Annotated in this window: 21 protein-coding genes and 3 tRNA genes; 19 read left to right on the top strand and 5 right to left on the bottom strand. The window is 67.7% G+C overall.

Going from position 1 to position 26,546, the window contains the following annotated elements:
• Positions 1 to 374 precede the first annotated feature (374 nt).
• From parE to AWR35_RS03455, 5 genes are all read left to right on the top strand, one after another.
• Positions 375 to 2,279, top strand: coding sequence for a DNA topoisomerase IV subunit B (parE, locus tag AWR35_RS03475; protein WP_058574558.1), 1,905 nt, complete (start codon positions 375 to 377; stop codon positions 2,277 to 2,279).
• Positions 2,280 to 4,028, top strand: a complete 1,749-nt coding sequence (locus tag AWR35_RS03470) for an autotransporter assembly complex family protein (RefSeq protein ID WP_058574557.1) — start codon at positions 2,280 to 2,282, stop codon at positions 4,026 to 4,028.
• Entirely contained in the window at positions 4,025 to 7,948 is a 3,924-nt protein-coding gene (locus tag AWR35_RS03465; RefSeq protein ID WP_058574556.1) for a translocation/assembly module TamB domain-containing protein, read from the top strand. The genes AWR35_RS03470 and AWR35_RS03465 overlap by 4 nt, the downstream gene beginning before the upstream one ends.
• Complete coding sequence (locus tag AWR35_RS03460; RefSeq protein ID WP_058574555.1) at positions 7,948 to 8,643, top strand: zinc metallopeptidase; 696 nt, start codon at positions 7,948 to 7,950, stop codon at positions 8,641 to 8,643. Before AWR35_RS03465 ends, AWR35_RS03460 begins: the two co-directional genes overlap by 1 nt.
• 100 nt (positions 8,644 to 8,743) lie before the next feature.
• Positions 8,744 to 9,514 (top strand): inositol monophosphatase family protein, encoded by a 771-nt coding sequence (locus tag AWR35_RS03455; protein WP_058574554.1) that lies wholly within the window; start codon positions 8,744 to 8,746, stop codon positions 9,512 to 9,514.
• Between the two features lie 146 nt (positions 9,515 to 9,660).
• Here AWR35_RS03455 and AWR35_RS03450 read toward each other — a convergent pair whose 3' ends face one another.
• Together AWR35_RS03450 and AWR35_RS03445 are read right to left on the bottom strand one after the other, a co-directional pair.
• Positions 9,661 to 10,527, bottom strand: coding sequence for an undecaprenyl-diphosphate phosphatase (locus AWR35_RS03450; RefSeq protein WP_058574553.1), 867 nt, complete (start codon positions 10,525 to 10,527; stop codon positions 9,661 to 9,663).
• 206 nt (positions 10,528 to 10,733) lie between these two features.
• Complete coding sequence (locus AWR35_RS03445) at positions 10,734 to 11,330, bottom strand: Maf family protein (RefSeq protein ID WP_058574552.1); 597 nt, start codon at positions 11,328 to 11,330, stop codon at positions 10,734 to 10,736.
• 111 nt (positions 11,331 to 11,441) lie between these two features.
• On the opposite strand from AWR35_RS03445, the gene AWR35_RS03440 reads away from it, so the two are divergent.
• From AWR35_RS03440 to AWR35_RS03405, 8 genes are all read left to right on the top strand, one after another.
• Positions 11,442 to 12,008 carry a YceD family protein gene (locus tag AWR35_RS03440; protein ID WP_058574551.1) on the top strand — a complete coding sequence of 189 codons (567 nt, stop codon included), beginning with the start codon at positions 11,442 to 11,444 and terminating at the stop codon, positions 12,006 to 12,008.
• 98 nt (positions 12,009 to 12,106) lie between these two features.
• Positions 12,107 to 12,292 carry a 50S ribosomal protein L32 gene (rpmF, locus tag AWR35_RS03435; RefSeq protein ID WP_058574550.1) on the top strand — a complete coding sequence of 62 codons (186 nt, stop codon included), beginning with the start codon at positions 12,107 to 12,109 and terminating at the stop codon, positions 12,290 to 12,292.
• A gap of 121 nt (positions 12,293 to 12,413) precedes the next feature.
• Complete coding sequence (plsX, locus tag AWR35_RS03430; protein ID WP_058574549.1) at positions 12,414 to 13,436, top strand: phosphate acyltransferase PlsX; 1,023 nt, start codon at positions 12,414 to 12,416, stop codon at positions 13,434 to 13,436.
• Positions 13,433 to 14,407: a beta-ketoacyl-ACP synthase III gene (locus AWR35_RS03425; RefSeq protein WP_058574548.1), complete on the top strand. Its 975-nt coding sequence runs from the start codon at positions 13,433 to 13,435 to the stop codon at positions 14,405 to 14,407. The genes plsX and AWR35_RS03425 overlap by 4 nt, the downstream gene beginning before the upstream one ends.
• Before the next feature lie 29 nt (positions 14,408 to 14,436).
• Complete coding sequence (locus tag AWR35_RS03420; RefSeq protein WP_058574547.1) at positions 14,437 to 14,904, top strand: CYTH domain-containing protein; 468 nt, start codon at positions 14,437 to 14,439, stop codon at positions 14,902 to 14,904.
• A 162-nt stretch (positions 14,905 to 15,066) separates the two neighbouring features.
• Positions 15,067 to 15,693, top strand: coding sequence for a response regulator transcription factor (locus AWR35_RS03415; protein WP_197408119.1), 627 nt, complete (start codon positions 15,067 to 15,069; stop codon positions 15,691 to 15,693).
• A 24-nt stretch (positions 15,694 to 15,717) separates the two neighbouring features.
• Positions 15,718 to 17,559, top strand: coding sequence for an excinuclease ABC subunit UvrC (gene uvrC, locus AWR35_RS03410; RefSeq protein ID WP_058574545.1), 1,842 nt, complete (start codon positions 15,718 to 15,720; stop codon positions 17,557 to 17,559).
• 96 nt (positions 17,560 to 17,655) lie between these two features.
• Positions 17,656 to 20,025 carry a mechanosensitive ion channel domain-containing protein gene (locus AWR35_RS03405; RefSeq protein WP_058574544.1) on the top strand — a complete coding sequence of 790 codons (2,370 nt, stop codon included), beginning with the start codon at positions 17,656 to 17,658 and terminating at the stop codon, positions 20,023 to 20,025.
• A gap of 77 nt (positions 20,026 to 20,102) precedes the next feature.
• On the opposite strand, the gene AWR35_RS03400 is transcribed toward AWR35_RS03405, so the two are convergent.
• Positions 20,103 to 20,693, bottom strand: coding sequence for a DUF3365 domain-containing protein (locus AWR35_RS03400; protein WP_082663882.1), 591 nt, complete (start codon positions 20,691 to 20,693; stop codon positions 20,103 to 20,105).
• A 156-nt stretch (positions 20,694 to 20,849) separates the two neighbouring features.
• Positions 20,850 to 21,506, bottom strand: coding sequence for an EipA family protein (locus AWR35_RS03395; protein ID WP_058574672.1), 657 nt, complete (start codon positions 21,504 to 21,506; stop codon positions 20,850 to 20,852).
• 199 nt (positions 21,507 to 21,705) lie between these two features.
• Between AWR35_RS03395 and dcd the strand changes: the two genes are divergently transcribed.
• A complete protein-coding gene (dcd, locus tag AWR35_RS03390) occupies positions 21,706 to 22,287 on the top strand; it encodes a dCTP deaminase (protein WP_058574543.1) in 582 nt (193 codons plus the stop codon).
• 22 nt (positions 22,288 to 22,309) lie between these two features.
• Here the strand turns inward: dcd and AWR35_RS03385 are convergent, their stop codons facing one another.
• Positions 22,310 to 22,984 (bottom strand): HAD family phosphatase, encoded by a 675-nt coding sequence (locus tag AWR35_RS03385; RefSeq protein WP_058574542.1) that lies wholly within the window; start codon positions 22,982 to 22,984, stop codon positions 22,310 to 22,312.
• A 244-nt stretch (positions 22,985 to 23,228) separates the two neighbouring features.
• Between AWR35_RS03385 and AWR35_RS10885 the strand changes: the two genes are divergently transcribed.
• The 5 genes from AWR35_RS10885 (at position 23,229) to AWR35_RS03360 (ending at position 26,496) form a co-directional block, all read left to right on the top strand.
• Positions 23,229 to 23,807, top strand: coding sequence for an RNA pyrophosphohydrolase (locus tag AWR35_RS10885; RefSeq protein WP_058574541.1), 579 nt, complete (start codon positions 23,229 to 23,231; stop codon positions 23,805 to 23,807).
• Positions 23,797 to 26,088, top strand: a complete 2,292-nt coding sequence (ptsP, locus tag AWR35_RS03375; protein ID WP_058574540.1) for a phosphoenolpyruvate--protein phosphotransferase — start codon at positions 23,797 to 23,799, stop codon at positions 26,086 to 26,088. Before AWR35_RS10885 ends, ptsP begins: the two co-directional genes overlap by 11 nt.
• A gap of 124 nt (positions 26,089 to 26,212) precedes the next feature.
• A tRNA-Pro gene (locus AWR35_RS03370) sits at positions 26,213 to 26,289 on the top strand.
• An 18-nt stretch (positions 26,290 to 26,307) separates the two neighbouring features.
• Positions 26,308 to 26,384, top strand: a tRNA-Arg gene (locus tag AWR35_RS03365).
• A 36-nt stretch (positions 26,385 to 26,420) separates the two neighbouring features.
• A tRNA-His gene (locus AWR35_RS03360) sits at positions 26,421 to 26,496 on the top strand.
• The last annotated feature ends 50 nt before the right edge of the window (positions 26,497 to 26,546 follow it).

Genomic DNA, 26,546 nt, shown 5'->3' with positions numbered 1-26,546 from the left:
GGGAGTGTACACTTTGCCCTGGGAACCTCTACGCGAATGCCGTGCCACTCTGGCCGGTCGGGCTGTTCGTGATCAAGGCGCGTCGTCGCTGGCGTGCCGAGGGCACGTCAAGACGACGCAACGCCGAGCGCGCGCGGCTCGACAGGCCCCGCAGGGCGCGCCTTGGGTCGGGCATCTGCTGCGTTCTCGTCCTTGGAAAGGGAATGCCCCTTCCGCAGCGGACGAACGCCTTGCAGCTGCCCGACTCAAGACGCGCAGAGCGGTACGGCATTCGTGCAGAGGTTCCCCGAGGCCGCGACGGCCCGTCATCGATGGCCCGTCGGCCGCCTGTGAGCCCCGCCACGGGTCAAACTCTCAAGGGAATGCACGGTTTTATGGCTGAACGATCCGACTATACCGCTGGCTCGATCGAGGTGCTCACCGGCCTCGATCCGGTAAAGAAGCGCCCGGGCATGTATACCGACACCTCGCGACCCAACCACCTGGCGCAGGAGGTGATCGACAACAGCGTCGACGAGGCCATCAGCGGACACGCGAGCTCGATCGACGTGGTCGTGCACGAGGACGGCGCCCTGTCGGTCTCCGATGACGGTCGCGGCATGCCGGTGGACGTGCATCCCGAGCACGGCATCTCCGGGGTTGAACTGATCCTCACTCGCCTGCATGCCGGCGGCAAGTTCTCGGACAAGTCCTACCAGTTTTCCGGCGGTCTGCACGGGGTGGGTGTCTCGGTGGTCAACGCCCTGTCCACCCGCCTGGTGGTCGACATCAAGCGTGACGGCAAGCGGCACCAGATCGAGTTCGCTCACGGCGACGTCACCCGGCCGCTGGAGGTGATCGACACGGTCGGCAAGCGCAACACCGGCACCACGCTCACCTTCTGGCCGGACACCAGCTACTTCGACCAGCCGCGCTTCAACATGGCGCGTCTGCGCCATGTGCTGCGCGCCAAGGCGGTGCTCTGCCCGGGGCTCAAAGTCAGCCTGACCGACCAGGCCAGCGGCGAGCGCGAGGACTGGTGCTACGCCGACGGGCTGCGCGACTACCTGCTGGAAAGCGTGCGCGACCAGGAGGTGCTGCCGCCCGAGGGGTTCGTCGGTCACATGAAGGCGCCCGACGGCGGTCGTGCCCAGGAGGTCGCCTGGGCGGTGGTCTGGGCGACCGAGCCGGGCGAGGGCCTGACCGAGAGCTACGTCAACCTGATCCCGACCCTGCAGGGCGGCACGCACGTCAACGGTCTGCGCCAGGGCCTGACCGAGGCCATCCGCGAGTTCTGCGAGTTCCGCAATCTCTTGCCGCGCGGGGTGCGTCTGTCGCCGGAGGATGTCTTCGACCGGGTGCGCTTCGTGCTCTCGGCCAAGCTGCACGATCCGCAGTTTGCCGGCCAGACCAAGGAGCGGCTCTCCTCGCGAGAGTCGGCGAGCTTCATCAGCGGCGTGGTCAAGGACGCGCTGTCGCTCTACCTCAATCAGCACCCCGACATCGGCGAGCGGATCGCGCAGATCGCGATCGAGTCGGCCCAGAGCCGTATCAAGAGCGAGAAGAAGGTCGCCCGCAAGCGTGTCACCAGCGGCCCGGCGCTGCCGGGCAAGCTGGCCGACTGCGCCTCGACGGATCTCTCGCGTACCGAGCTGTTCCTGGTCGAGGGCGACTCGGCCGGCGGCTCGGCCAAGCAGGCACGCGACCGGGATTTCCAGGCGATCATGCCGCTGCGCGGCAAGATCCTGAACACCTGGGAGACCGACCCGGCCCAGGTGCTCGCAAGCCAGGAGGTGCACGACATCGCCGTGGCCCTGGGGCTCGAGCCGGGCTCGGACGATCTCTCCAAGCTGCGCTACGGCAAGGTCTGCATCCTCGCCGATGCCGACTCGGACGGCCTGCACATCGCGACATTGCTCTCCGCGCTGTTCCTGCGCCACTTCCCCTCACTGGTCGATGCCGGTCACGTCTTCGTCGCCATGCCGCCGCTGTATCGCATCGATCTCGGCAAGGAGACCTTCTACGCGCTCGACGAGCACGAGCGCGACGGCATCATCGACCGGCTCGAGGCCGAGAAACGCCGTGGCAAGATCCAGGTGACCCGCTTCAAGGGCCTGGGCGAGATGAACCCGGTGCAATTGCGCGAGTCGACGCTGGCCCCGGCCACGCGGCGCCTGGTACAGCTCAAGGTCGAGGGCGACGACACCATCGAGGTGTTCGACATGCTGCTCGCCAAGAAGCGCGCCGCGGATCGTCGTGCCTGGCTGGAGCGCAACGGCGATCTCGCCGAGGTGGTGTAGTTGTTCGCGCCGGGTCGGCGTTCTGCCGCGTCGTTGGCCGGCGTACTGCTGCTCGGGGCGAACGTGGCGCTGGCCGAGCCCACGCCGCAGCTACAACTGACCGGGCTGTCCGAGGCCCGCCTGGTCACCAATGTCGGCCTGTCCATGCCCCGGATCGGGTTCTCCTGCCAGGCAGGCAGCGCCCAGATCCGGCGCTATCTCGAATCGGCGGCCGAGGCCGCCGAGGAAGCGCTGCAGGCCTACGGTCACTTCAATGCGCGCATCCGCACCTCGATCGAGTCGCGTGAAGACTGTCGCGATCCCGCCCTCGACATCGACGCCGGCCCGGTCACCCGGATAGAGGCGGTCCGCGTCGATCTGCCGGCGGCGGTCGAGTCGCTGGAACCGGTCGGCACCTTCCTCGAGGAGAGCCGTCCCGAGGTGGGCGCGGCGCTCGATCAGGCAGCCTACGACGCCTTTCGCGACGGTCTGCTTTCGCGTGTGCAGAAGCAGGGGTATCTCGACGCGCGTTTCACCACCCGCGAGTTGCGTGTCGATCCCGAGACGCAGTCGGCCCGGATCACGCTGGCGCTCGAACCCGGCGAGCGTTATCGCTTCGGCGAGGTCAGCATCGAGCAGTCGGTGCTCGAGCCGGCACTCGCCCGACGCCTGACCGGCGTGCCACCGGGTGCGCCCTACACCAGCACCGACCTTCTGGCGATGAACCAGAATCTCACCGGCAGCGAATACTTCGAGTCGGTGTCCGTTCGCCCCCATCTGGACGAACGAAAGGATCGCGAGGTGCCGGTCACCATCACCACGCGCCGCAATGCGCGTACGTCATACGAGCTTCGCGCCGGCTATGCCACCGACGTCGGCCCGCGCGTCGGCGCCCAGGTGACGCGGCGCTACGTCAACAAGCGCGGCCATCGGTGGGCGGCGCGCACCCAGCTCTCGGCGATCGAGCAGCGCATCGACACCACCTACACCATTCCGCGCGCCGCCGACCCGCTGCGCGAGCGTTACGACATCTACGCCCGGGCCACGCGCGAGGACAACAACGACATCGTCACCACCGCGGCGGCGACCGGTCTGCAATGGGCCTACGAGGGTGATCGCTGGACCCGCTCGCTGTTCACCGAATACCTGCTCGATCGCACCCGCTATGGCGACGAGCCGGCCGAGTCGAACGGCTTCGCCATTCTGGGGGGGCGCCTGGGCTACGACGGACTGGACGATCCGCTGTTTCCCAGTGAAGGGGTAGTGGTCGACGTCTCCCTGCAGGGGGCGGCCGAGCCCGTGTTCTCGGCAACGAGTTTCCTGCGCGGTGACGTGTTCGTCGGCGGCTATCTGCCGGTCGGGCGCTGGATCCTCGCCGCCCGGGGCGAGGCCGGGATGATCGTGACCGACGAGTTCGACAAGATGCCGCGTTCGCTGCGGTTCTTCACCGGCGGCGATCGCTCGGTGCGGGGCTACGAGTACGAATCGCTCGCCCCGGAGAACGACGAGGGCACGCTGATCGGCGGCAAGTACCTGCTCGTCGGCAGCCTCGAGGCGATGGTGCCGGTGATTCGCGATGACTGGTACCTGGCCGCCTTCGTCGATACCGGCAACGCCTACATCGACCCCGAGGCCGAGCTCAAGACCGGTGCCGGGCTGGGCGTGCGCTGGCGCTCCCCGGTCGGCATGGTCCGCCTCGACGTGGCTCAGCCGCTGGACGGCAGCGACGGGCTGCCACGCCTGCACCTCGGGCTGGGGGCTGCGTTTTGAGGCCGGGGCGCGTCGCACATTGCGCCCTGGTCTGGCTGCGGCGCCTGACCCTGGTCACGGGCTGGGGGCTCGTGCTGCTCGTGCTGGCGGGGCTGGTCGCCCTCTGGTGGCTGACCGCCACCCCCGGCGGCGTCCAGTGGGGGGTTGCCCAGGCCGAGCGTCACCTCGATGCCCTGAGCGTCGACGAGGTCACGGGCACGCCGTGGCGCGGCCTGCGTGTGGCCGGGCTGGGCTGGGAGCCCGAGGAGGGCGCCAGCATGCACCTGGAGGCCGGAAGTCTGCAGATCGATCCCGGCGCCCTCTGGCGGGCACGGTTGCGGATTCCGGAGCTGACGCTCGACGGCATCGAACTCCAGCTGCCGCCGGTCACGGACGAAGGCGAGACCGAGACCCGCGGCGAGCTGCCGGCGATCCCCGCCATGGCCATCGATATCGAGCGGCTGCTGGCCGAGCGGGTGGTGATCCGTCAGGGCGAGACGCGCTATGAACTGGCCGAGGCGCGCCTGAGCGCGCAGCTCGAGGCGCGCGACCAGCCCCCGCGAGTGACCACCCGGCTTCAGGCCCTCGACTTGCGCCTGCCCGATGCGCTGCGTGTGAACGGTCGCGGCGAGTTGAGCGTCGGGCTGGAGGGGGCGATCCCGGTAACCGCCCGGCTGGAATTGCTGATCGACCATCCGCGGGGCTGGCTGGACGGGCCGGTCACGGTCGCGGGATCGCTGCGCAAGGGCATGTCGCTCAGGCCTCGTCTGGCCTGGGTGGGGGCGGACGGCGCGCGGGCAGCGGTCTGCGGGCAAATGACGGCCGATGCAGAGCGCCTTGCCGTCGAATCGTTGCGCGTCGATGCGCTGGGCGGTCAGCTGGATTTGCGCGGCGAGGCTCGCTGGGCACCGTCGTGGTCGGTCGACCTGACCGGCGAGGCTCGCTCGCTTGACCCGACCTGGATCGAGCCGTCTTTGCCGGGGTCGCTGGATTTCGTGCTCGAGGCGCAGGTCGAGGCCGCCGATGGCTGGCTGCCGGGTCGCGGGCGGGTGGTGTTGTCCGATCTGCAAGGTCGGCTGGCGGGCGAAGCGCTCGACAACGTGACCCTCGAGTTGCGGGGCGATGAGGCGCGTGCGTCGGCCCGATTGAGCGGCACGGCGGCGGGAGGTCAGCTGCATTTCGACGGGCGGTTGACCCCCGAGCGGACGTTCGATGCCGAGTGGCAGATCGATGCGTTGCCGGTTGCGATGGACGACGAGGCACGACGGACGGTCCGGCTGGCCAGTCGTGGTCGTCTCGACGGCCGTCTCCCCGATTGGCGGGCCGAGGTGACGCTCGACGACTGGGTCGAGGCGAGCCGGGCCCGTCTCGAGGATGCGCGCCTGCGCCTGACCGAACACGTCGACGGGAATGCGGAGCGGTCGACCGAGATCCGTCTGGCCGGGCAGCTGGACTCCGGTCGCCTGGCCGTGGAGCAACTGGCGCTCGCGGCACCGGGGGCGGAGCTGTCGGTGAACGGTGCAGTGCAGCTCTCGCCCGACTGGGCCCGCTGGCGGCTCGAGGCCGTCGAGGCGTCAGCGTCGGTGCCGAACCTGGCCGAGCTCCCCTGGGATCTGATCGCCCGCCTCCCGGGGGTCGATCCGGCCTCACTCCGCCCACAGACCGCGCGCGGCAAGCTGACGGCGATGCTGCAGGCCGACGGCCCGCTGCTCGCGCCCCATGGCCGTATCGATCTTCAGGCCGACCGGCTGCGGCTGGCCGGGCACGCCCTCGATCGGGCCAGGGCAGACATGCGTCTCGATCGGCCATCGACCGACGCGACGTCGCTGGACGCCCGTGCGGTTCGACTGTCGGTCGAGGCCAACGGACTGCGCTCCACCGCCGGCGGGTCGACACTGTTCGATCGCCTGGTCGTCGAGGCCGATGGGCGACGGGCGGACCATCGCTGGACGATCGAACTCAAGGACGCGGCCGATGCCGGACTCGGGGCCCATCTCGAGGCGCGCGGCGGCTGGCAGGAAGGCGCCTGGCAGGGCCAGATTTCCCGCCTCACGCTTGAGTCTCCCTGGGCGGGGGGCTGGCGTCTGCCGGGGCAGGCCGGGTTGCTGCTTTCGCCCGCAGCGCAACGCGTCGACGACCTGTGCCTCGCGCCGATGAGCGTCACGCCGGAGACGGGGCGTGCCGATGCCGTCTGCCTCGACGCCGAGCGGCGCGACGGTCACCTGCAGGCGAGCATGCAGGGTGATCTTGCCCTGCAGGATCTGTGGGGGCAGTGGCGTGCCGGCGAGGCGGACGGCGCGATGTTTGCCGGGCGCTTGCAGCTCGATGGCGAAGCCGATATCGGGGGTGACGAGCGCACGGCGGGACTGTCGTTGCGCCTGCCGGCGAGCGAGGTGCGGCTCAAGCCGATGGGCGATGATCAGGCCGAGCCCGAGGTGGTCACCTACCCGGAGACCCGTCTCGCCGCGACGCTTGCCGGTGAGCGTGTCGAGGCCGATCTGGTCGGTGGTGTCGAGGACTGGCTGACCATCGCGGGCCAGGGGCGGCTTGCGCTGGGCGATCGGTCGGTCGATGGGCGACTGTCCCTGGAGCGCGCGGACCTGCAGCGGTTGTTCGCCCTGGTCGATCGTCTCTTCGGCCCGCTCCGCTCGCCGGTCAGCGAGTTGACCGGTGAGGTCGGCGGTCAACTGGTCCTGGGCGGTCGGCTGGATGCGCCGCGGGTGTCCGGTCGCGTCTCCGCTCAGGGGCTCGGTTTCACGTCGCTGTCCACCGGCACGTCCTACGAGGACGGCCGGGTCGAGGTGCGTATCGATCAGGCGGGGCGGCTGGAGTTGGCGGGGTCGCTCCTGGGCGAGGCGGATACGCCGCCGAAACCGGTATTCGAGGATAAGCGCATCACCGAGACGGCCATGCCGCGCAGCCGCGGGCGCATCCGGCTCGACGGCGCCGGGCAGATCAACACCCTCGATGACTGGCGGGTGAACGCCACTTTGGGCGGGGACGCCGTCCCGGTACTGCGTCTGCCCAGCCTGGCGCTGGATGCCCGACCGGAACTCGAGGGCGAGTTCACGCCCTCCGGCGGGCGGCTTTCGGGCAGCATCCACGTGCCGCTGGCGATCGCGAATGTCGCGCGGCTGCCGGAAAATGCACGGCAGAATTCCGAGGATCTGGTCATCGTCGGCGAGGAGGCCGAGCCGCGGCAGGGTGGCTATCCGTTGAGCGGCGATATCAACGTGCTGCTGGGCGATGCGGTGAGCCTGCGCGGCCAGGGCTTGGCCACGCGCCTGACCGGCGGGATCGAGCTGCGGCTGCGCCCGCAGCAGCCGGTGGGCGCCTTCGGCGAGATCCGGCTGGTCGACGGGCGTTACGAGGCCTATGGTCAGCGGCTTTCGGTCGAGCGCGGGCGGCTGATCTTCGCCGGCCCGCTGACTGTCCCGGGACTGGACGTGGTCGCGACCCGAGAGATTCAGGACGAAGCGGGCACCGTCGTCGGGCTGCAGATCGTCGGCCCGCTCGAGTCCCCCGAAACCGAGGTGTTTTCGCGACCGCCCACCTCGCCGAGTGATGCGCTGTCGCTGTTGCTTACCGGCCGACGGTTGTCCGCGGGCAGTGATGCGGATGCCTCGCTGCTCCTCAACGCCATTGCCGGGCTGGGTATCCGCCAGGGCGATCAGATGGCCCAGCAGGTCAAATCGGTGTTCGGTATCGACGAGATCGGCTTCACCACGTCGGGTGGCGCCGAGGGGGCGCGCTTGAGCGTCGGCAAGCGCATCGGGGAGAATCTGCTGGTCCGCTATGCCGTGGGCGTATTCGATGGAGTCGGGGAAGTGATCACGCGATACCGCATCAACAAGTTCCTGCATCTGGAGTTGACCAGCAGCGCGCAGTCGCAATCGGGCGATCTGATCTACCAGATCGATCGCGGGCGGCCGGAGAACTGATGGGCATCGGGTTGCTGATCGGTCTGGGCCTGATGGCCGCGCTGTCCTACCTGCCGGGCTGGTGGGTGGGGCAGGTGATGCGCCGCCACAGCGAGCCGGCCGACCGCTTCGATTTTTCCGGCGCGGACCTCGCCCGCTACCTGCTCGATCGTCATCACCTCGAGTACGTCAAGGTCGAGCAGACCAAGAGCGGCGATCACTACGATCCCTCCGACCGGGCGGTGCGCCTGTCGCCGGCGCACTTCACCGGGCGCTCGCTGACCGCGATCACGGTGGCGGCGCACGAGGTCGGTCACGCCTTGCAGGATGCCGAGCAGTACCCGCCGTTCCAGCGCCGACAGGAGGTGGTCGAGCGCACCCAGTGGGCCCAGCGCATCGCCGGCTGGATCCTGGTGGCCATCCCGGTGGTGTCGGTGATCCAGAAGGGGCCGCTGGCCGGGCTGATCATGTTTGCCGCCGGGGTGATGACCATGGCCGTGCCGGTGTTCGCGCACCTGGCCACGCTGCCGACCGAGCTCGACGCGAGCTTCAACCGCGCCCTGCCGATGCTCAAGGAGACCGGGTTGCTCAAGCGTGCCGACCGTCGGCCGGCCCGCCGCATCCTGCGCGCCGCGGCCTTCACCTACGTCGCGCAGGCCCTGTCGTCGCTGATCAACGTGTTCAAGTGGCTGCGCGGCATGCGCCGCTGGCCGTAGGCTGCCGCGGCGCGTCCGGACTCGGCCGGCTCTCGGGTACAATGCCGCCCATCACGCCGGCATCCGGCCCGAAATCCAGACAACAACCAGGAAACGCGTCATGCAGAGCCAATACCTCGAAACCGCCCTTGCCGCCGCGCGCGCGGCCGAAGCCGTCGTTCGTCGCTACTGGCAGCAGAACGTCGAGATCGAGATCAAGGAAGACGCCACGCCGGTGACGGTCGCCGACGTGGAGACCGAGAAGGCGATCAAGGCCGTCATTCTCGATGCCTTCCCGGATCACGGCTTCTACGGCGAGGAGACCGGCAAGACCAAGCCGGAGGCGGAGTTCACCTGGCTGGTCGATCCGATCGACGGCACCAAGAGCTTCGTGCGCGAGTACCCGTTCTTCTCCACCCAGATCGCGCTGATGAAGGGCGACGAGCTGATCCTGGGTGTCTCCAGCGCCCCGGTGTTCGGCGAATACGCCTACGCCGAGAAGGGTGGTGGCGCCTTCTACATGGACCAGCAGGCGCGCGTCTCGCAGGTCGATTCGCTGGCCGACGCGACCCTGTCGCTGGGCAACCTGACCACGCTGGCACGCCAGCCGGTCGGCTGGGCCGGGCTTGCCACCATGGTCACCGAGGTCAACCGCACCCGCGGTTACGGCGATTTCTATCACTACCACTTGCTGGCGCGCGGGGCGATCGATCTGGTGGTCGAGTCGGACGTCAACGTGCTCGACGTCGCCGCGCTGTCGGTGATCGTTCAGGAGGCCGGCGGGGTGTTCACCGACCTCGAAGGCAATGGCGTCGGTCTGGAAACCACCACGGTCTGCGCGGCGGCCAATCCCGAGCTGCATCAGATCGCGCGCAAGCGTCTCGGCTACTGATCCCGGGCGCGGCCCGGCCGACGTCTGTCGCACGAAAAGCCCCCGGCCGCATCAGCGGTCGGGGGCTTTGTCTATGTGCGCGGGAGTGGTTCGGTAGCCGCTGGCCCTGAGCGTTCTCGGCGAGGGTCTTGGAGCGATCTGCGCTGCTAGGTCGGCAGGTCGATCCAGCCGAAGAGAACGGCTGCGGCCAGGATCCAGACGTAGAAGGAGAAGATCTTGAGCTGGGCGCGGTACAGGAAGTAGATCACCAGCTTCAGCGAGACGATGCCGACCAGGGCCGAAACCACGAAGCCGACCGTCAGGGCCATCAGGCCCACGCCATTGAGGCCGACGTCGCCCCACACTTCCAGGCTTTGCACCAGGGTAGCGGCGAGGATGGTCGGAATGGCGAGGAAGAAGCTGTACTCGGCGGCCCAGCGGCGCTTGAGGCCGGTGAACAACGAGAACACGATGGTCATGGCGCTGCGTGACAGGCCCGGGACCAGCGCGAATCCCTGCGCCACGCCGATCACGGTCGCCACCTTGGCGTTGATGCCCTTGAGACCCCGGCGGCGTGGCCCCAGCTTGTCGGTCCACCACAGCAGGATGCCGGTCAGGGTCAGCGTGACGGCGATCAGTGCCGGCGTGGCGAACACCTGTTCGAAGGTGGCCTTGAGCCCGAAGCCGATGGCCGCGGTGGCCAGAACGGACAGCATCCCCAGCAGGAACAGACGCACGTAGAGCGGCATGCCCTCGTGTCGGCCTGCGGCGGAGGCCCAGTGGAGGGCGCCGGTCGACGTGTACCGGGTGAAGCGCCAAAGGCTGGGCCAGAACACCACCACGATCGACACCAGCGTGCCGACATGCACCACCAGGTCGAACAGGATCATCTCGGGGCTGTCCGGCGGCGGGAGCTGGTGACCCTTCTCGATCAGCCAGTGCTGCGTCAGCACCAGGTGGGCGGTGGAGCTCACGGGCAGGAACATAAAGATGCCCTGAATGACACCCAGCAGGGCGGCGATTAGCAGTGTCACGTGGACGTCCTTCCGGTGGCTTCCGATGGCGAGGTAGTGGTTTTTACTGCAAGGGGATGGGGGCGTCAAATGCGCTTGGCATGCCTGCCGGGTCGGTTGTGCCGAAAGCCGGTTCCCGGCGGGATACGGGGCGAGCGGCAGCGTTTCGGCGACCGAGTCGGGCCGCGGGAATACCCGGTCGCGGCGGGTGTCGGCCGGGCCGTTCCTCAGACCGCGGCGAGCGGGTCGAGGCCGACTTTGCGCAGCAGGCGGGCGGTGGCGATCAGCGGCAGGCCGAGGATCGCGGTTGGATCGCCGCTGTCCATCCGCTCGACCAGGCAGACCCCGAGGCCTTCCGAGCGCATGCTGCCGGCGCAGTCGAACGGCTGTTCGATCTCGACGTAGCGGGCGATTTCCTCGTCGGAGAGATCGCGCATCTGTGCCGTGACGGTCTCCTGCCAATCGTGCGGCCGACCGTCCGCTCCGATTACCCGCAGGGCGACGTGGAAGTGGATCGTGCGGCCGGCGATCTCGCCCAGCTGGCGGCGGGCGGTGGCGGCATCGCCGGGCTTGCCGAGAATGCCGCCGTCCCAGGCAAGCAACTGATCCGATCCCAGCACCACGGCGTCCGGATGGCGGGCAGCGACGGTGTCGGCCTTGAGTTGCGCCAGGCGCAGGCACGCCTCGGCCGGCGTTTCGTCGGCGGCGAGGGTCTCGTCGACGTCCGCGGGGTCGATGCGGTAGGGCAGTCTCAACCGGTCGAGCAGCGCGCGTCGTGTCGCCGATCCCGAAGCGAGCACCAGGCTGGGGCGGGGAAGTGGCATTTCGTTTGGCGAAAGTTTGAGAAGCCGGTAAACTTAGCGGATTAAGATTCCCGCTTGCAAGACTGGCGGTGCGTGATCGAGGTCGCGTGTCGCCGGAGCAGGATATTGCCGATGTCGACCGATGACCGCCAGAATACCGATCGGCAGCTGACCGTGCCACTGGATGTGCGCGCGGCCTGCCGCTCGGGCGCGGTCGAGGCGGGCGAGGTGCCGCTGGCGGCGCTACCGCGTTGCCGGGACATGGCTCCCGACGGCGGGATGCTGGCCTACCGGGTCGATTTCTTCGAGTCGCAAGGGGTGCAGCCGCTGGCGGCCGAGGTGCACATCGAAGCGGCCCTGGCGCTCGAGTGCGCGCGCTGCCGACAGCCGGTGGTCACGCCGGTCACGTCGAGCTCGCAGGTCCGGTTCGTGTTCAGCGAGGATCAGGCCGAGCACGTCGAGGCGGATGCCGAACCGGTCATTCTCGGCCGCGAGGGGCGGGTGCGGTTGCTGGACCTGATCGAGGACGAGGTCCTGATGTCGGTCCCGCTGATGCCGGTCCACGAAAAGCCCTGTGCCGAGATTGCAGCGGGGCGGGCCTACGAGTCCGGCGAGCTGCCCGAGCCGGCCGACGAGGAGCGGGACAATCCGTTCGCAGCGCTGGCGGCGCTGAAGAAGGGATCCGGCGGGGATCAATAGAAAACGGCCGCGGTGCGATGTTGCCGCGGCGGCAAGGAAAACGTGAAAGCTAGCAGGCGCGCCCCGGCGCGTCTTGATCATTTCGGAGGTAGAAAACCATGGCCGTTCAGCAAAACAAGGTTAGCCGCGCCAAGCGCGACTCGCGCCGCGCCCACGACAGCCTGAAGAACACCCAGCTGTCCATCGACCCGACCAGCGGCGAGACCCATCGTCGTCACCACGTCACTCCGGACGGTTTCTACCGTGGCCGTCGTGTCGTGACCAAGGCCGGCGACAACGCCTGATTTCCATTGCCGACCACCTGCCCGTGGCCCGGATGGCGGGCGACGGGGGCCGTTCGCGTCGTGATGACGGCAAGGCGGATGGGGCCCTGACGGGCGGGTTTCGGCCAGCCAAGGGGCGTTGATGAGCAGCCAGATCGCAATCGATGTGATGGGCGGCGACCACGGACCGGAAGTCACGGTCCGTGCTGCCGCCCGTTTTTTGTCACGCCACCCCTCGGCGAGCCTGCTGCTGGTTGGTGATCAGGCGACCATCGAGCAGCAGCTTGCCGCGCAGCAGGGTGTCGACCGAGAACGGGTCGAGATCGTCCACGCCGACCAGGTGGTCGCCATGGACGAGTCGCCGGCCATCGCGTTACGCACCAAGAAGCGTTCCTCGATGCGCCTGGCGATCGACCTGGTCAAGGAAGGGCGTGCGCAGGCCGCCGTGAGTGCCGGCAACACCGGCGCACTGATGGCGACCGCCAAGTTCGTCCTCAAGACCCTGCCGGGCATCGAGCGCCCGGCGATCTGCACCGCGCTGCCCAACGAGTCGGGACACACCCACGTGCTCGACCTGGGCGCGAACGTCGACTGCGATGCCGAGCACCTGTTCCAGTTCGCGGTCATGGGCTCGGTGCTGGTCGAGGCGTTCGACGACAACCCGGCGCCGCGCGTCGGCCTCCTCAACGTCGGCGCCGAGGCGATCAAGGGCAACGACACCGTCAAGAGTGCCGCCGAGCAGCTCGAGGCCGGGCCGGTCAACTACGTCGGCTTCGTCGAGGGCGACGACATCTACAAGGGCGGTGTGGACGTGGTCGTCTGTGACGGCTTCGTCGGCAATGTCGCGCTCAAGAGCAGCGAAGGCGTGGCCAAGATGATCAGCCACTTCCTCCGCCAGGAGTTCAAGCGCGGCCTGCTCTCCCGTATCGCGGCACTGATGGCGATGCCGGTGCTGGCCCGCCTGAAGAAGCGCGTCGACCCGGGCCGCTACAACGGTGCCAGTCTGCTGGGGCTGCAGGGCATCGTGATCAAGAGCCATGGCGGGGCGAACGTCGACGCATTCGGCAACGCCCTCGATGTCGCCTTCCGTGAGATCGAGAAGGACGTGCCGCGTCGTATCGACCAGCGTCTGGAAAAACTGCTGCAGGAGCGCTCCGAGGCATGATCCACGCGCGCATCACCGGTACCGGCAGCTACCTCCCGGAACGGGTCATGACCAACCACGATCTCGAGCAGATCGTGGACACCTCCGACAGCTGGATCCGCGAGCGCACCGGCATCGAGCAGCGCCACATCGCCGCCGAGGGTCAGCTGACCTCCGATCTAGCCGAACCGGCAGCCCGGCGCGCGCTGGCGGCGGCCGGCCGGGTGCCGGAGGAGGTCGACCTGATCATCGTGGCGACCACCACGCCGGACCGGACCTTCCCCTCGACCGCCTGCCTGTTGCAGCAGAAACTGGGCATTCACGGGTCGCCGGCGTTCGACGTGCAGGCGGTCTGTACCGGCTTCGTCTATGCCCTGTCGGTGGCCGACAAGTTCATCAAGACCGGGGCGGCCCGCTGCGCCCTGGTCGTGGGGGCGGAAACGCTCTCGCGCATCGTCAACTGGTCGGACCGCAATACCTGCGTGCTGTTCGCCGACGGCGCCGGCGCGGTGGTGGTCGAGGCCTCCGACGAGCCGGGCATCATCCGCACCGACATTCACGCCGACGGCAGCTACGAGTCGCTGCTGACCACGGTCAAGCCCGACCCGGAAACCACCGATCCGGAACGACTCGCCGACGGCACGGCCTTCATCGAGATGCGCGGCAACGAGGTGTTCCGCATGGCGGTCAACACCCTCGGCCGCATCGTCGATCAGACGATGGAGGCCGCCGGCATGAGCCCCGACGAGATCGACTGGCTGGTGCCGCACCAGGCGAATATTCGCATCATCCAGGCGACGGCACGCAAGCTGGGCATGTCGATGGATCGGGTCGTGGTGACCGTCGATCGCCACGGCAACACCTCGGCGGCATCCGTGCCGCTGGCGCTGGACGCGGCGGTACGCGACGGCCGCATCAAGCGCGGCGACGTCATCCTGACCGAGGCCTTCGGTGGCGGCTTCACCTGGGGCTCGGCGCTGCTGCGCTACTGACGCAGGCGAACCCGTTCGGGAGCATCCGTATGGCGAAGGAGATCGAGCGCAAGTTTCTGCTGGTCAGCGAGGCCTGGCGCGACGAGATCGAGACCTCGGAGCGCATGGTGCAGGGCTACCTCAACGACGACGGCCCGGTGTCCGTGCGGGCGCGCATCACCGGCCCGCGGGCCTGGCTGAACATCAAGAGCCGCACGCTCGGCATCTCGCGCGACGAATTCGAGTACGAGATCCCGCTGGCGGACGCCGAACGGATGCTCGACCATCTGACCACCGGGCCGGTGATCGACAAGACCCGGCATTTCGTCCGACGTGGCGGACTGCTGTGGGAAATCGACGAATTTCACGGCGAGAACGACGGCCTGATCGTCGCCGAGGTTGAGCTCGAGCATGTCGATCAGCCGTTCGACAAGCCGGCGTGGCTGGGCGAGGAGGTCTCGCACGAGGCGCGCTATTACAATGTCTCGCTGGTTAAAAAACCGTACAGTCAATGGTAAATTGCCGCATGGGTCGTGGACGTTGCCCGCGGGGCGGCGTGAACGAGATCGAGGGGCCGGGCGGAGGAACGATGCCGGGCCGGTCGTCTGCCGGACAGACGCGGTGAGGAAACGACACGGGCTTGTCCGCATCGAGACGAAGGGTTGCCGATGATTCGGGTCATGATTGTTGATGATCACACGATGGTACGCGCCGCGATCAGTCATCTGATCGGCGGGGTGGCCGATATCGAGGTGGTCGCCGAGGCCGACAGCGGTGAACGGGCGCTCGACATGCTCCGTTCCGACAACATCGATGCCATTCTCTGCGATATCCACATGCCCGGCATGGGCGGCTACGAGTGTCTCAAGCGGGCGCACCAGTCGTACCCCCGGCTCGGCCTGGTGGCCCTGACGGCAGAGGCCGACGTCATGCTCGCCCGCCAGGTGCTCGAATGTGGCGTGCACGCCTATGTCACCAAGGATGCCGACCCCGAGGAGCTGATCAACGCGATTCGCAAGGCCGCTCTCGGGCAGCGCTTCGTCTCCAGCCGCATCGCGCAGGAGATCGCGCTGCAGAACGGTCGCATCGAGGAGGACCCCTTCGACGTGCTCTCGAGCCGCGAGCAGCAGGTGCTGCGCATGATCCTCGACGGCAAGAACAACACCTCGATCTCCGATGCGCTCTGCGTCAGTCCCAAGACCATCAGTACCTACCGTGCCCGCATCCACGAGAAGCTCGGCGTCAGCACCGATATCGACCTGCTGCGCATGGCGGTCAAGGCCGGCCGCACCGTTCTTTCCGCCTGATTACCCAACGTTGCCCGGCTGCCGATGACCGACCGGTTTGATGCCAAGGCCTTCCTGGCCTCCGTGACCGAACGCCCGGGCGTCTACCGCATGCTGAATGCCGACGGCGAGATCCTCTACGTCGGCAAGGCGCGCAATCTCAAGAACCGCCTCTCGAGCTACTTTCGCGGCACGCCCGCCGCGATCAAGACCCGCCGCCTGGTCGAGCAGGTCGCCGACGTCGAGATCACCACCACCCAGACCGAGGCCGAGGCGCTGCTCCTGGAGAGCAACCTGATCAAGGCCCACCGGCCGCGCTACAACGTTCTGCTGCGCGACGACAAGAGCTACCCCTGGATCTACGTCTCCACCAACGACCGCTTCCCGCGACTGGCCTACCACCGCGGCTCGCGCAAGCGCCCGGGACGCTATTTCGGTCCCTATCCATCCGCCGGTGCGGTGCGCGAGACGCTCAATCTGCTGGAGAAGGTCTTCAAGGTGCGCCAGTGCGAGGACAGCGTGTTCAAGAACCGCTCGCGCCCCTGCCTGCAGTATCAGATCGAGCGCTGCAAGGCGCCCTGCGTCGATTATGTCGACGAGGCCGAGTATCGCCAGGACGTCGAGGACACCATGGCCTTCCTCGCCGGTCGCAGCCAGAAGCTGATCGACGACCTGGTCGCCCGAATGGAAAAGGCCGCCGTGGATCTCGACTTCGAGAAGGCCGCCACGCTGCGCGACCAGATCGGCATGCTGCGGGCAGTGAGCCAGCAGCAGGGCATCACCGGCATGTCCGGCGATGCCGACGTCATCGCCCAGATCAGCGAGCAGGGCATGACAGCGGTCGGCGTGGCCACCATCCGCGACGGCCGCCATCTCGGTACCCGCCACTTCTTCCCCGACGTGCCGGCCGATGCCGACCCCGCTGAGGTGATCAGCGGTTTTCTCGGCCTCTACTACAGCGACCACGAACTGCCGCTGCGCATCCTCTGCGACCGGCTGCCCGAGGATGCCGAGTGGCTCGCCGGCATGTTCACCGAGCAGGCCGGGCATCGCATCGAGCTGATCGAGCCCAAGCGCGGCAAGGCGCGGGCCTGGCTGGACGACACCCGCGAGAATGCCCGCATCGCCCTGGCCGAGCGGCTGGTGAGCCGCCGCGGACTGACGCGTCGGTTCGAAGCGCTGGGCGAGTGGCTCTCGATGGACCGGATCGAGCGGATCGAGTGCTTCGACATCTCGCACACCCAGGGCGAGCTCACGGTCGCCTCCTGCGTGGTCTTCGGACCCGAGGGACCGCGCAAGGACCAGTACCGTCGCTACCACATCGAGGGTATTGCCGGGGGGGATGACTACGCCGCCATGCACCAGGCGCTTTCGCGTCGGTTCGATCGGGCGGTGCGGGAGTCGGGCGTACTGCCGGACGTGCTGCTGATCGATGGCGGCAAGGGCCAGCTGGCCCAGGCGATCGAGGTGCTCGCCGAGCGCGAGCTGGCCACGCGCGTGCGGGTGATCGGGGTGGCCAAGGGGCCGGAGCGGCGCCCCGGCGAAGAGACGTTGATCCAGCCGCTGCCCGGCTCGCCGGGGCTTTATGCCGAAGATCACCTGAGTCCGCACGACCCGGCCCTGCACCTGATTCAGCAGGTGCGCGACGAGGCGCATCGCTTCGCGATCACCGGCCACCGTGCCCGCCGGCAGAAGGCGCGCACGCAATCCGACCTCGAGCGCATTCCCGGTGTCGGAGGCAAGCGTCGCCAGGCGCTGCTGAAACACTTCGGCGGCATTCGCGGCCTCAAGGGCGCCAGCGTGAGCGAACTGGCGAAGGTGCCGGGGATATCGCCGACGCTCGCGAGCCGTATTCACGAGTGGTTTCACGAGGGCGGGGCGGCCTAGTCCCGTCGCTGCCCGCCTCGAGCCGGCCGCCCGGCGCACTCGTTTGCTAGGCTTGGGCCCCATATTTATCGCCGCCACCAATCGGAGATCGCCCGCATGCCGCGATTGCCTGCCCTCCCGTTCGTTCCCGTCCATCGTCTGCTGTGGTGGTCGTTGTCGATCGCCCTGCTGCTCGCCGTCGCGGCATCACCGACCATGGCGCAGTCGAGCGGCGGCTCCGGGGCCCAGTCGGGCGGTGACGCCGCCGCGTCCGCCGGCCAGGCCGACTACGGTGGGCTGGTGGATCTGTTGAAGGATCCGGCCAAGCGAGACCAGCTGATCACCGAGCTGGAGCGGCTCTCGTCCGACCAGGGTGGCCAGGGCGGCAAAGGTGCCAATGCCGAGAGTGGCGAGGGCCCCGGGGGCGATGCCCCGGATGGGGTTGGCGGGATCGCCTCCGACGTGGTCGCTGCCGTGTCCGGCAGTATCGGCGAGATGGCCGGTGCGGCAGGGCGCCTGATCGATGGCGGCGTCTCGGTGGACTGGCTTGCCGTCGGTCAACTGGCCTGGCGGGTTGTTGCTGCGCTGGCGCTGGCGTATCTGGTCCTGTTCGTCGGCCGTCTGCTGCTGCGCGGGTTCTGGCGCCGCCTGGAGCATTACGCTCAGGCGACGACCGCACGTCACCGCCTGTTCCACGTCGGGCTGGCCGTGCTGGTCAGCCTGTTGTCGGGCGTGCTCCTGGTGGCGCTGGGCTACCTGGCCGCCCAGGCAAGCGTCTGGTGGCTGGCCGACGGCGATCAGCGGGTGCGAGCCGTGCTGGGACTGGCGCTGGAGGCATTCATCGTGGTCGAGCTGGCTCGACTGGTGATCAAGGTCGCTTTTGCGCCGGCGCTGCCGGGCCTGCGTCTGTTCCCGATTTCCGAAGAGGACACGCACTTCTGGTCACGCTGGCTGTCCCGCGTGATCTGGCTGACCGGCTATGCCGGCATCCTGCTGGTGCCCGCCATCCAGGGCGGCGGGCACGACGATGTGGCGCGCGCCGTGGGCTGGGCCGCTGCCCTGCTGGCGCTGGCCTACACCTGGGGGCGGCTGTGGCATGCCCGGCACATGGTCCGCAAGGCACTGGTGGCGCGTGCCGAACGGGCCGAACGGGCGGTGTCCTCCTGGGCGCTGCGACTGCTGGCGGGCGGCTGGCACTGGCTGGCAATGCTCTATGCCCTGGGCGTTTTCGTCGTCGCCATCGTTCGCCCGGGCGAATCGCTGCCGTTCGTGGCGCTTGCCACCTTCAACACCGTGGTGATCGTCGGCTCAGCCATCTTCATCGCGGCCATGCTCACCCAGTGGATCGGTCGTGGCGTGCCGGTCCCCGAGCGGTTGCTTGCGCGCATGCCGACGTTGCAGATGCGGCTGAACACCTACGTACCGCTGATCCTGCGGGTCGTCCGTATCGTGATCGGGCTGGTGGCGTTCTTCGCCGTGCTCTGGGTCTGGAATCTCGCCAACGTGTTCGCCTGGTTCGCGAGTGAGGGCGGTCGCTGGCTGCTGGCGGCGAGCATCGACATCTCGATCGTGCTGCTCATTGCGCTGGCCGCCTGGCTGGTGGCCACGGGCGTGATCGAGGCCAAGCTCAACAGCGATACCGGCATGCCCTCGGCGCGCATGCAGACGCTGTTGTCGCTCTTCCGCAACGCGATTGCCATTGCCCTGATCACCATCACGGCGATGATCATCCTTTCCGAGGTGGGGGTGAACATCGGCCCGCTGCTGGCCGGCGCCGGGGTGCTGGGGCTGGCGATCGGTTTCGGTGCGCAGAAGATGGTGCAGGACGTGATCACCGGCGTGTTCATCCAGATCGAGAATGCGATCAATACCGGCGATGTGATCACCGCCGCTGGCGTGACCGGGACGGCCGAGCGTCTCTCGATCCGGTCGGTGTCGATCCGCGATCTCTCGGGTACGGTCCACGTCGTGCCGTTCTCGTCCGTGGATATCGTCTCCAACTACACGCGCGAGTACGCCTATCACAAGGCCGAGTACGGCATTGCCTACCGCGAGAACATCGACGACGCGGTCGCCGAGCTCAAGGCCGCCTTCGAGGAACTGGCGAACGATCCCGACTACAAGGACCACCTGCTCGACGATATCGAGATCCCCGGTGTCACGGCGTTGGCCGACAGCTCGGTGAATATCCGCGTAATGATCAAGACCACTCCGGGCGACCAGTGGTCGGTCGGGCGTGCCTACAACCGCCTGGTGAAGATGTATTTCGACAAGGCGGGCATCGAGATCCCGTTCCCGCACACCACGCTCTACTTCGGCGTGGAGAAGGACGGCACCGCACCGCCGGCGAACCTGCGCATGCTGGAGGCGAGCGAGGCCAAGGCGAAGAACGACAGCGAGGATTCGTCTTCCGGCAAGAAGCGCAAACCGGACGGGCCCGGCGGCCATGTGCCCGACGAGGACGACGTCGATCAGCCGGAGACCTGATCGACGCGCTGTCCGTGGCGCAACGAAAAACGCCGACGATGCCGTCGGCGTTTTTTTATGCCTGGGGAGTGAGGGGCTCAGCCTCCGAGAGGCGCGGTGATCGAGAAGGCGCCGCGGATGTCGCCTTTCTCGAACCCGGTCGCCTGGTCCTCGGGATAGAGCTTCTTGATCTTCGCCTCGAGCGCCGGGTCGATATTGCTGCCGTGGCAGGTCAGGCAGACCTCCTGGGTGCCAATGGCCTTCATGTAGCGCAGTCGTTCCTCGCCGTCGACGGTCGCGACTTCGTGCCATTCGATCGACTTGGGCGGTTCGCCGTCGGCGCGGCGGGCTTCGAAGTCTTCGAGCACCGCGCGTTCCCAGTCGCTCGGTGGTGTCGCGCGCGGCTTGAGGCTGGTGCGGCGCAGGGTAAAGCCGGTCTCCTCGCTCAGCCGGGCGGCGATCTCGGGCGCCCGCTGGTTGCAGACGCTCACGGCCGCCATCGGGCCGCCCTGTTTCATGGCCGCCTGCAGTTCGCCCTTGAGGGTCTTGCCGAACGTCTGGGCGGCCTGACGGTATTCCTGCAGCTTCTGATCGACCGGGTCGGCCGCCTGGGCAGGCACCGCACCAGCCAGGCCGAGGGTGAGTGCCGTGGCGAGCAGTCGACGGGTCGGCTGGTCGGGGATGGTCATGCGCATTCTCCTCTGATCGGGATAACCGGAATGGATAGGCAGAATCGCAATACTTATAAGAGACCCCCGCCGTGAATGCAATGGTGGCCGGGCCGGAACCAAAAAAGCCGGTCGTACGGACCGGCCTGCTGGGCACGTGAGCCGATGTCGCCCGGCTCAGAACGGGTTGTAGGACTTCTCCTGAGTGAACTGGATGTAGCCCACGCCTGCGCCCAGACGCAGGCCCACGCCGACGCGGATCGGGGCGACCACGATCGACTGGCTGCGCAGGTAGTGCATGCCCACGCCGCCGACCAGGAAGGCCGAGCCGGAAACGCCGGCGAAGCGCTGGTAGATCAGGTCGGGTCGGGGCAGGTTGTAGACCAGCATGAATACGCGCCCGGCATCGCCACCGAAGTCCCAGCCGATCGACGGCCCCTGCCAGAAGACCTTCTGCTTGATGCCGGTCTTGGACATGAACTCGCCCTGACCGTAGCGCACGCCGACGACGACGGCGCCGCCGCCTTCCTCGCCCTTGATGATGGCGTTGGGGCGGCCGTACTGGGCGAAGGCGCGATCGACGACCTGGGCGATAGCCTCGGCAGACCCGCCGAGGAAGTCCACGGCCTCCTGGGTCGTCTGATACTTGTTGTAGCCATCGCCCTGGCTGGAGTCGGCGGCCGAGTTGTTGCTTTTGCCGGTCGTCTGATTCGACGGGCTGGTGGCACAGGCGCCCAGAAACAGGGCCGCGGCCAATGGCAGGACAAGGCGTGTCAGGCGGGAAAGGGCCACGTGGCCCGTGCGGTTCGGCGTGCTGCGAAAAATGCCTGTCATGTCGAACAAGGTCCCTTGGTCGGAGTGAAACGGCAAGCGGGTCGTTACCCGGACTGACCGACGAGCGCGCCGAAAGTTGCGAAACGGGCTCCGGCGCACGCGACGCGAGCGTTGGTTGACAACCTGCTGATTTGTGGCAAGCATACGCGCTTTGCCGTCAGGACGCCCGACGGTACCGCCTTTTCAACGGGATGACCGAATGAGTATCAAGTCCGATCGCTGGATTCGCCGGATGGCCGAGGAACAGGGGATGATCGAGCCGTTCGAGCCCGGCCAGGTGCGCAGCATGCCCGGGCCGGACGGGAAGGTCGAGCCGATGGTGTCCTACGGCACCTCGAGCTATGGCTACGACGTGCGTTGCTCGAACCACTTCAAGGTGTTCACCAACATCAACACCACGATCGTCGACCCCAAGGCCTTCGACGAGCGCAGCTTCGTCGACGTGCATTCGGACGTCTGCATTATCCCGCCGAATTCGTTTGCCCTGGCGCACACGGTCGAGTACTTTCGCATTCCGCGTAACGTGCTGACCATCTGTCTGGGCAAGTCCACCTACGCGCGCTGCGGCATCATCGTCAACGTCACGCCGCTCGAGCCTGAGTGGGAGGGCCACGTGACGCTCGAGTTCTCCAATACCACGCCCATCCCGGCGAAGATCTATGCCAACGAGGGCGTGGCGCAGATGCTGTTCCTCGAGTCGGACGAGGTCTGCGAGACCTCCTACCGCGACCGGGGCGGCAAGTACCAGGGGCAGCGCGGCGTCACCCTGCCGACTGCCTGACCTCCCTGCCGGCGCTCGGGTCTTACTCGGCCGTCTCCTCGACGGCGTTGAGCGCCAGCACCTCCCAGCCGCGCGCCTCGGCCTCGCGCCGCAGCACCGGGTCGGGATCGACCGCCACCGGGTGGTCGACCTGTTCCAGCAGCGGCAGGTCGTTGCGCGAGTCCGAGTAGAACCAGGTCTCCTCGGGGCGTACCTGCTGGGTTTCCAGCCACTCCTCCAGCGCCAGGATCTTGCCGTGCTGAAACGTCGGCGTGCCGGTGTAGCGACCGGTGTAGCGGCCGTTGCGGCGCTCCGGCTCGGTCGCCAGCAGGTGGGGGATGTCGAACAGCTTCGCGATCGGGCCGGTGACGAACGCATTGGTCGCCGTGATCAGCATCAGCGTGTGGCCGCGGCGGCGGTGCGACTCGACCAGTTCGCGGGCAGCCTCGCCGATCATCGGCCGGATCCGGTCCTCGATGAAAGACTCCCGCCAGGCCTCGAGATCCTCGGCCGGGTGTTCGGCCAGCGGGGCGAGCGCGAAGCGGAGATAGGCGTCGATGTCGAGGGTGCCCTGCTGGTAGTGGCGCAGGAACTCGTCGTTGTGACGGGCGTAATCCTCCGCATCGACAATGCCGTGTTCGGTCATGAATGCGCCCCAGGCGTGGTCGGAATCGCCGGCGAGCAAGGTGTTGTCGAGATCGAAGATAGCCAGTTTCACGAAATGCCTCCTGCCCGGCAGGGCGCTGCCCCTGCCGCCATGGTCGCGTTGGTTCCCGGTCCGGTCCGGGTCGACGGGCGCGCATGATACCCCAACATGGGCTTGGTTTATCGCCTCGGGGTTTTGTGAAAGAATCAACCACACTTGGGTGACCGTTGCCGGCTGCGTGCCGCGCCCGCGGATCACCCCTGCGGGGCGCGTTGCCTCGCCATTTCGGGCGTGTGACTTTTGCAAGAGTGAAATCGTGATAGACCGTAGCGGCTTTCGACCCAATGTCGGGATCATCGTTTGCAACCAGCAGGGCGAGGTCTTCTGGGGCAAGCGGGTCGGCCATCGTTCCTGGCAGTTCCCGCAAGGGGGCATCAACGCCGACGAGCGGCCACTCGAGGCGATGTACCGTGAATTGCGCGAAGAGGTCGGACTGTTGCCCGAGCATGTCTCGGTGATGGCCTGGACCCGCGGCTGGCTGCGCTACCGCCTGCCGCGCAACATGGTCCGGCGACACGTCCAGCCGGTCTGCATTGGCCAGAAGCAGAAGTGGTTCCTGCTGCGCTTGCGCACCGACGACAGCGCCTTCGATCTCAACGCCTCGCACAAGCCCGAATTCGATGGCTGGGAGTGGCGGCCGTTCTGGTCGATCCTGCCTGAAGTGATCTACTTCAAGCGCACGGTCTACTTCCAGGCGCTGCATTCGTTGGCCCCGTTCCTTGACGGAGTGCCGGCCGAATGCCCGGACGACTGCCTGCCAGAGCAGTTCGAGCGCCGTGCCGAGCAGGCCCGGTCGGCCGACCCGGCCGTGGCGGAGTCCCGCGATGCTCGATGAACTGCGCCAGATCGTCACCGAGGTGTCCAAGTCCGCGGACTTGCGGGCCGCGCTCGACCTGATCGCGCGCCGCGTCCAGTCGGTGCTCGACGTCTCGGTCTGCTCCGTCTATGTGCTCGCCGGCGACGAAGCCCCGGAAACCGAGCCCTCACTGGTGCTGCAGGCCACCGAGGGCCTAAACAAGGCCAAGGTGGGACAGGTGTCGCTGGGGCTGGAAGAGGGCCTGGTCGGGCTGGTCGCCCGGCGCGCGGAAGTGATCAACCTCGAGGACGCCTCGACCCATCCGGCGTTCAAGTTCGTCAGCGACATCGGCGAGGAGCCGTATCACGGCTTCATGGGTGTCCCGATCATCCACCGCGGCGAGGTGCTCGGCGTGCTGGTGGTCCAGGCGCGCGAGCGACGCCGTTTCTCCGACGATCAGGAATCCTTCGTCGTGACGCTCGCGACGCAGCTGGCCTCCGCCATTCGCCATGCCCGCGCCAGCGGCGAGCTCATGCGCACCGGCAACGAGCCCGGCTACTTCGACTCGGCCTTCTCCGCCCGCGGCCTGCCGGGTTCGCCGGGCGTGGTCTTCGGTACCGCGGTGGTGGTCGCCGACGGTCAGTCGCTGGAGCTGGTCGAGGATCGCGAGGTCGATGACGTCGACCACGAGCTGGCCGTGCTCGACAGCGCCATCGAGGCGGTGCGCCAGGAATTCGAGCAGCTGAAGATCGATTTCGCCCGCGCCTCGGGCAGCGAGGAGGAGAACCTGCTGTTCGACGCCTTCATCCGCATGCTCTCCGGCGGGTCACTGGTCGAGGCGATCGAGCAGCACATCAACAGCGGCAAGTGGGCCGGCGCGGCCTTGCGCGATGCGATCGCCGAGCACGCCGCCGTCTTCGAGCAGATGAGCGACGCCTACCTGCGCGAACGCGCCCAGGACATACGCGACCTGGGCAACCGGGTGCTGCACAAGCTGCATGCCGAGAGCGCCGCGCCGACCGACTGGCCCGAGCAGATCGTGCTGGTGGGCAATGATCTCTCCGCCTCTCACCTGGCCGAGGTGCCGACCGAGCGCCTGGTCGGGATCGTCTCCTCGACCGGGTCGGGCTCGTCGCACCTGGCGATCCTGGCCCGTGCACTGGGCGTCCCGGCAGCGATGGGGGTCTCGGACCTGCCGGTCTCGCGGCTGCGCAACAAGGAGGTGGTGGTCGACGGCTACCGCGGCCTGGTGGTGGTCCGGCCACGCGGCTCGTTGCGCGAGGAGATGCTGCGACTGGCGCAGGAGGAGGCCGAGCTGACCGAGGAGCTTGCCGCCCTGCGCGACGAGCCGGCGCTGACCTCCGATGGCGTGCGCGTCGCCATGCACGTCAATATCGGTCTGCTTTCCGACATGGCGCCGTCCCTGACGGTCGGTGCCGAGGGCATCGGTCTGTATCGCACCGAGGTGCCGTTCCAGATCCGCAAGCAGTTCCCCGGCGAGGAGGAGCAGGCGCACATCTACCGCGAGGCGCTCGAGACGTTCGCCGGCAAGCCGGTGGTGTTGCGTACGCTGGACGTGGGCGGCGACAAGCCGCTGTCGTATTTCCCGATTCGCGAGGACAACCCGTTCCTCGGCTGGCGCGGCATCCGGCTGGTGCTGGACCACCCGGAGATATTCCTCACCCAGATTCGCGCCATGCTCAAGGCCTCGGCCGGGCTGAACAACCTGCATATCCTGTTGCCGATGATCTCGGCGGTCGACGAGCTCGATCAGTCGCTGGCCTACATCGCCCAGGCGGTCGACGAGGTGTCCGAGGAGATCGGCGAGATCGAGCAGCCCAAGGTGGGCGCGATGATCGAGGTGCCCTCGGCGGTCTACCAGGCCGAGGCGCTCGCCAGTCGCTGCGACTTCCTCTCCATCGGCACCAACGACCTGACCCAGTACCTGCTCGCCATCGACCGCAACAACGAACGGGTGGCCTCGCGCTACGACGCGTTGCACCCGGCGGTGCTGACAGCGGTGCGCGACGTCTGCGAGGCGGGTGCGCGCCAGGATTGCGACGTGGCGGTCTGCGGGGAGTTGTCCGGCGATCCGCTGGGCGCGGTGCTGCTGCTGGGCCTGGGGATCCATTCCCTGTCGATGAGTGCCGGCTCGCTGCCGCGGATTAAGTGGGTGATCCGCAGCTTCTCGCATGCCGAAGCGCGCGCGCTGCTCGAGCAGGCGATGCGTTGCGAGCGGCCCGCCGAGGTGCGTGCCCTGCTCAACCAGGCGCTCGTCGACCGGGGTCTGGGCGGCCTGATTCGCGCCGGTCGTCACTGACCGAAGGAGGGCATGTCGAGCGATTGACAGCGCCCGCGCCGATGCCTATCATGGCGCACCTTCGTCGCCGGACGGGTTCAGAACCGCTCAGGCGGACGGGGCGCGTTTGCGCGATGACGGCGAACGGAGTGTAGCGCAGTCTGGTAGCGCACCTGGTTTGGGACCAGGTGGTCGGGGGTTCGAATCCCTCCACTCCGACCAGAGATTTAGCCGAAACTTGCGCCTGTAGCTCAACCGGATAGAGCATCGGCCTTCTAAGCCGAGGGTTGCGGGTTCGAGTCCTGCCGGGCGCGCCAAAGCGCACCTGCACGAACGGCAAACGCCTTTCGATGGTGACTGTAGCTCAGTTGGTAGAGCCCCGGATTGTGATTCCGGTGGTCGTGGGTTCGAATCCCATCAGTCACCCCACCTTTTGTGCGAAAAGCCCGCCACTTTGGCGGGCTTTTTCGTGTCTGCTC

This window comes from Guyparkeria sp. WRN-7, from assembly GCF_001641825.1.
In the GTDB taxonomy this organism is placed as follows: Bacteria; Pseudomonadota; Gammaproteobacteria; order Halothiobacillales; family Halothiobacillaceae; genus Guyparkeria.
The sequence above is the reverse complement of the archived record's forward strand: the minus strand, read 5'-3'. Positions and strand labels throughout refer to the sequence as shown.

Bases quoted from the DNA above. Each gene is read 5' to 3' on its own strand.
- parE (WP_058574558.1), top strand. From the start codon at position 375: ATGGCTGAACGATCCGACTATACCGCTGGCTCGATCGAGGTGCTCACC.
- AWR35_RS03460 (WP_058574555.1), top strand. From the start codon at position 7,948: ATGGGCATCGGGTTGCTGATCGGTCTGGGCCTGATGGCCGCGCTGTCC.
- AWR35_RS03455 (WP_058574554.1), top strand. From the start codon at position 8,744: ATGCAGAGCCAATACCTCGAAACCGCCCTTGCCGCCGCGCGCGCGGCC.
- AWR35_RS03445 (WP_058574552.1), bottom strand. From the start codon at position 11,330: ATGCCACTTCCCCGCCCCAGCCTGGTGCTCGCTTCGGGATCGGCGACA.
- AWR35_RS03440 (WP_058574551.1), top strand. From the start codon at position 11,442: ATGTCGACCGATGACCGCCAGAATACCGATCGGCAGCTGACCGTGCCA.
- rpmF (WP_058574550.1), top strand. From the start codon at position 12,107: ATGGCCGTTCAGCAAAACAAGGTTAGCCGCGCCAAGCGCGACTCGCGC.
- plsX (WP_058574549.1), top strand. From the start codon at position 12,414: ATGAGCAGCCAGATCGCAATCGATGTGATGGGCGGCGACCACGGACCG.
- AWR35_RS03425 (WP_058574548.1), top strand. From the start codon at position 13,433: ATGATCCACGCGCGCATCACCGGTACCGGCAGCTACCTCCCGGAACGG.
- AWR35_RS03420 (WP_058574547.1), top strand. From the start codon at position 14,437: ATGGCGAAGGAGATCGAGCGCAAGTTTCTGCTGGTCAGCGAGGCCTGG.
- AWR35_RS03415 (WP_197408119.1), top strand. From the start codon at position 15,067: ATGATTGTTGATGATCACACGATGGTACGCGCCGCGATCAGTCATCTG.
- uvrC (WP_058574545.1), top strand. From the start codon at position 15,718: ATGACCGACCGGTTTGATGCCAAGGCCTTCCTGGCCTCCGTGACCGAA.
- AWR35_RS03405 (WP_058574544.1), top strand. From the start codon at position 17,656: ATGCCGCGATTGCCTGCCCTCCCGTTCGTTCCCGTCCATCGTCTGCTG.
- AWR35_RS03400 (WP_082663882.1), bottom strand. From the start codon at position 20,693: ATGACCATCCCCGACCAGCCGACCCGTCGACTGCTCGCCACGGCACTC.
- AWR35_RS03395 (WP_058574672.1), bottom strand. From the start codon at position 21,506: ATGACAGGCATTTTTCGCAGCACGCCGAACCGCACGGGCCACGTGGCC.
- dcd (WP_058574543.1), top strand. From the start codon at position 21,706: ATGAGTATCAAGTCCGATCGCTGGATTCGCCGGATGGCCGAGGAACAG.
- ptsP (WP_058574540.1), top strand. From the start codon at position 23,797: ATGCTCGATGAACTGCGCCAGATCGTCACCGAGGTGTCCAAGTCCGCG.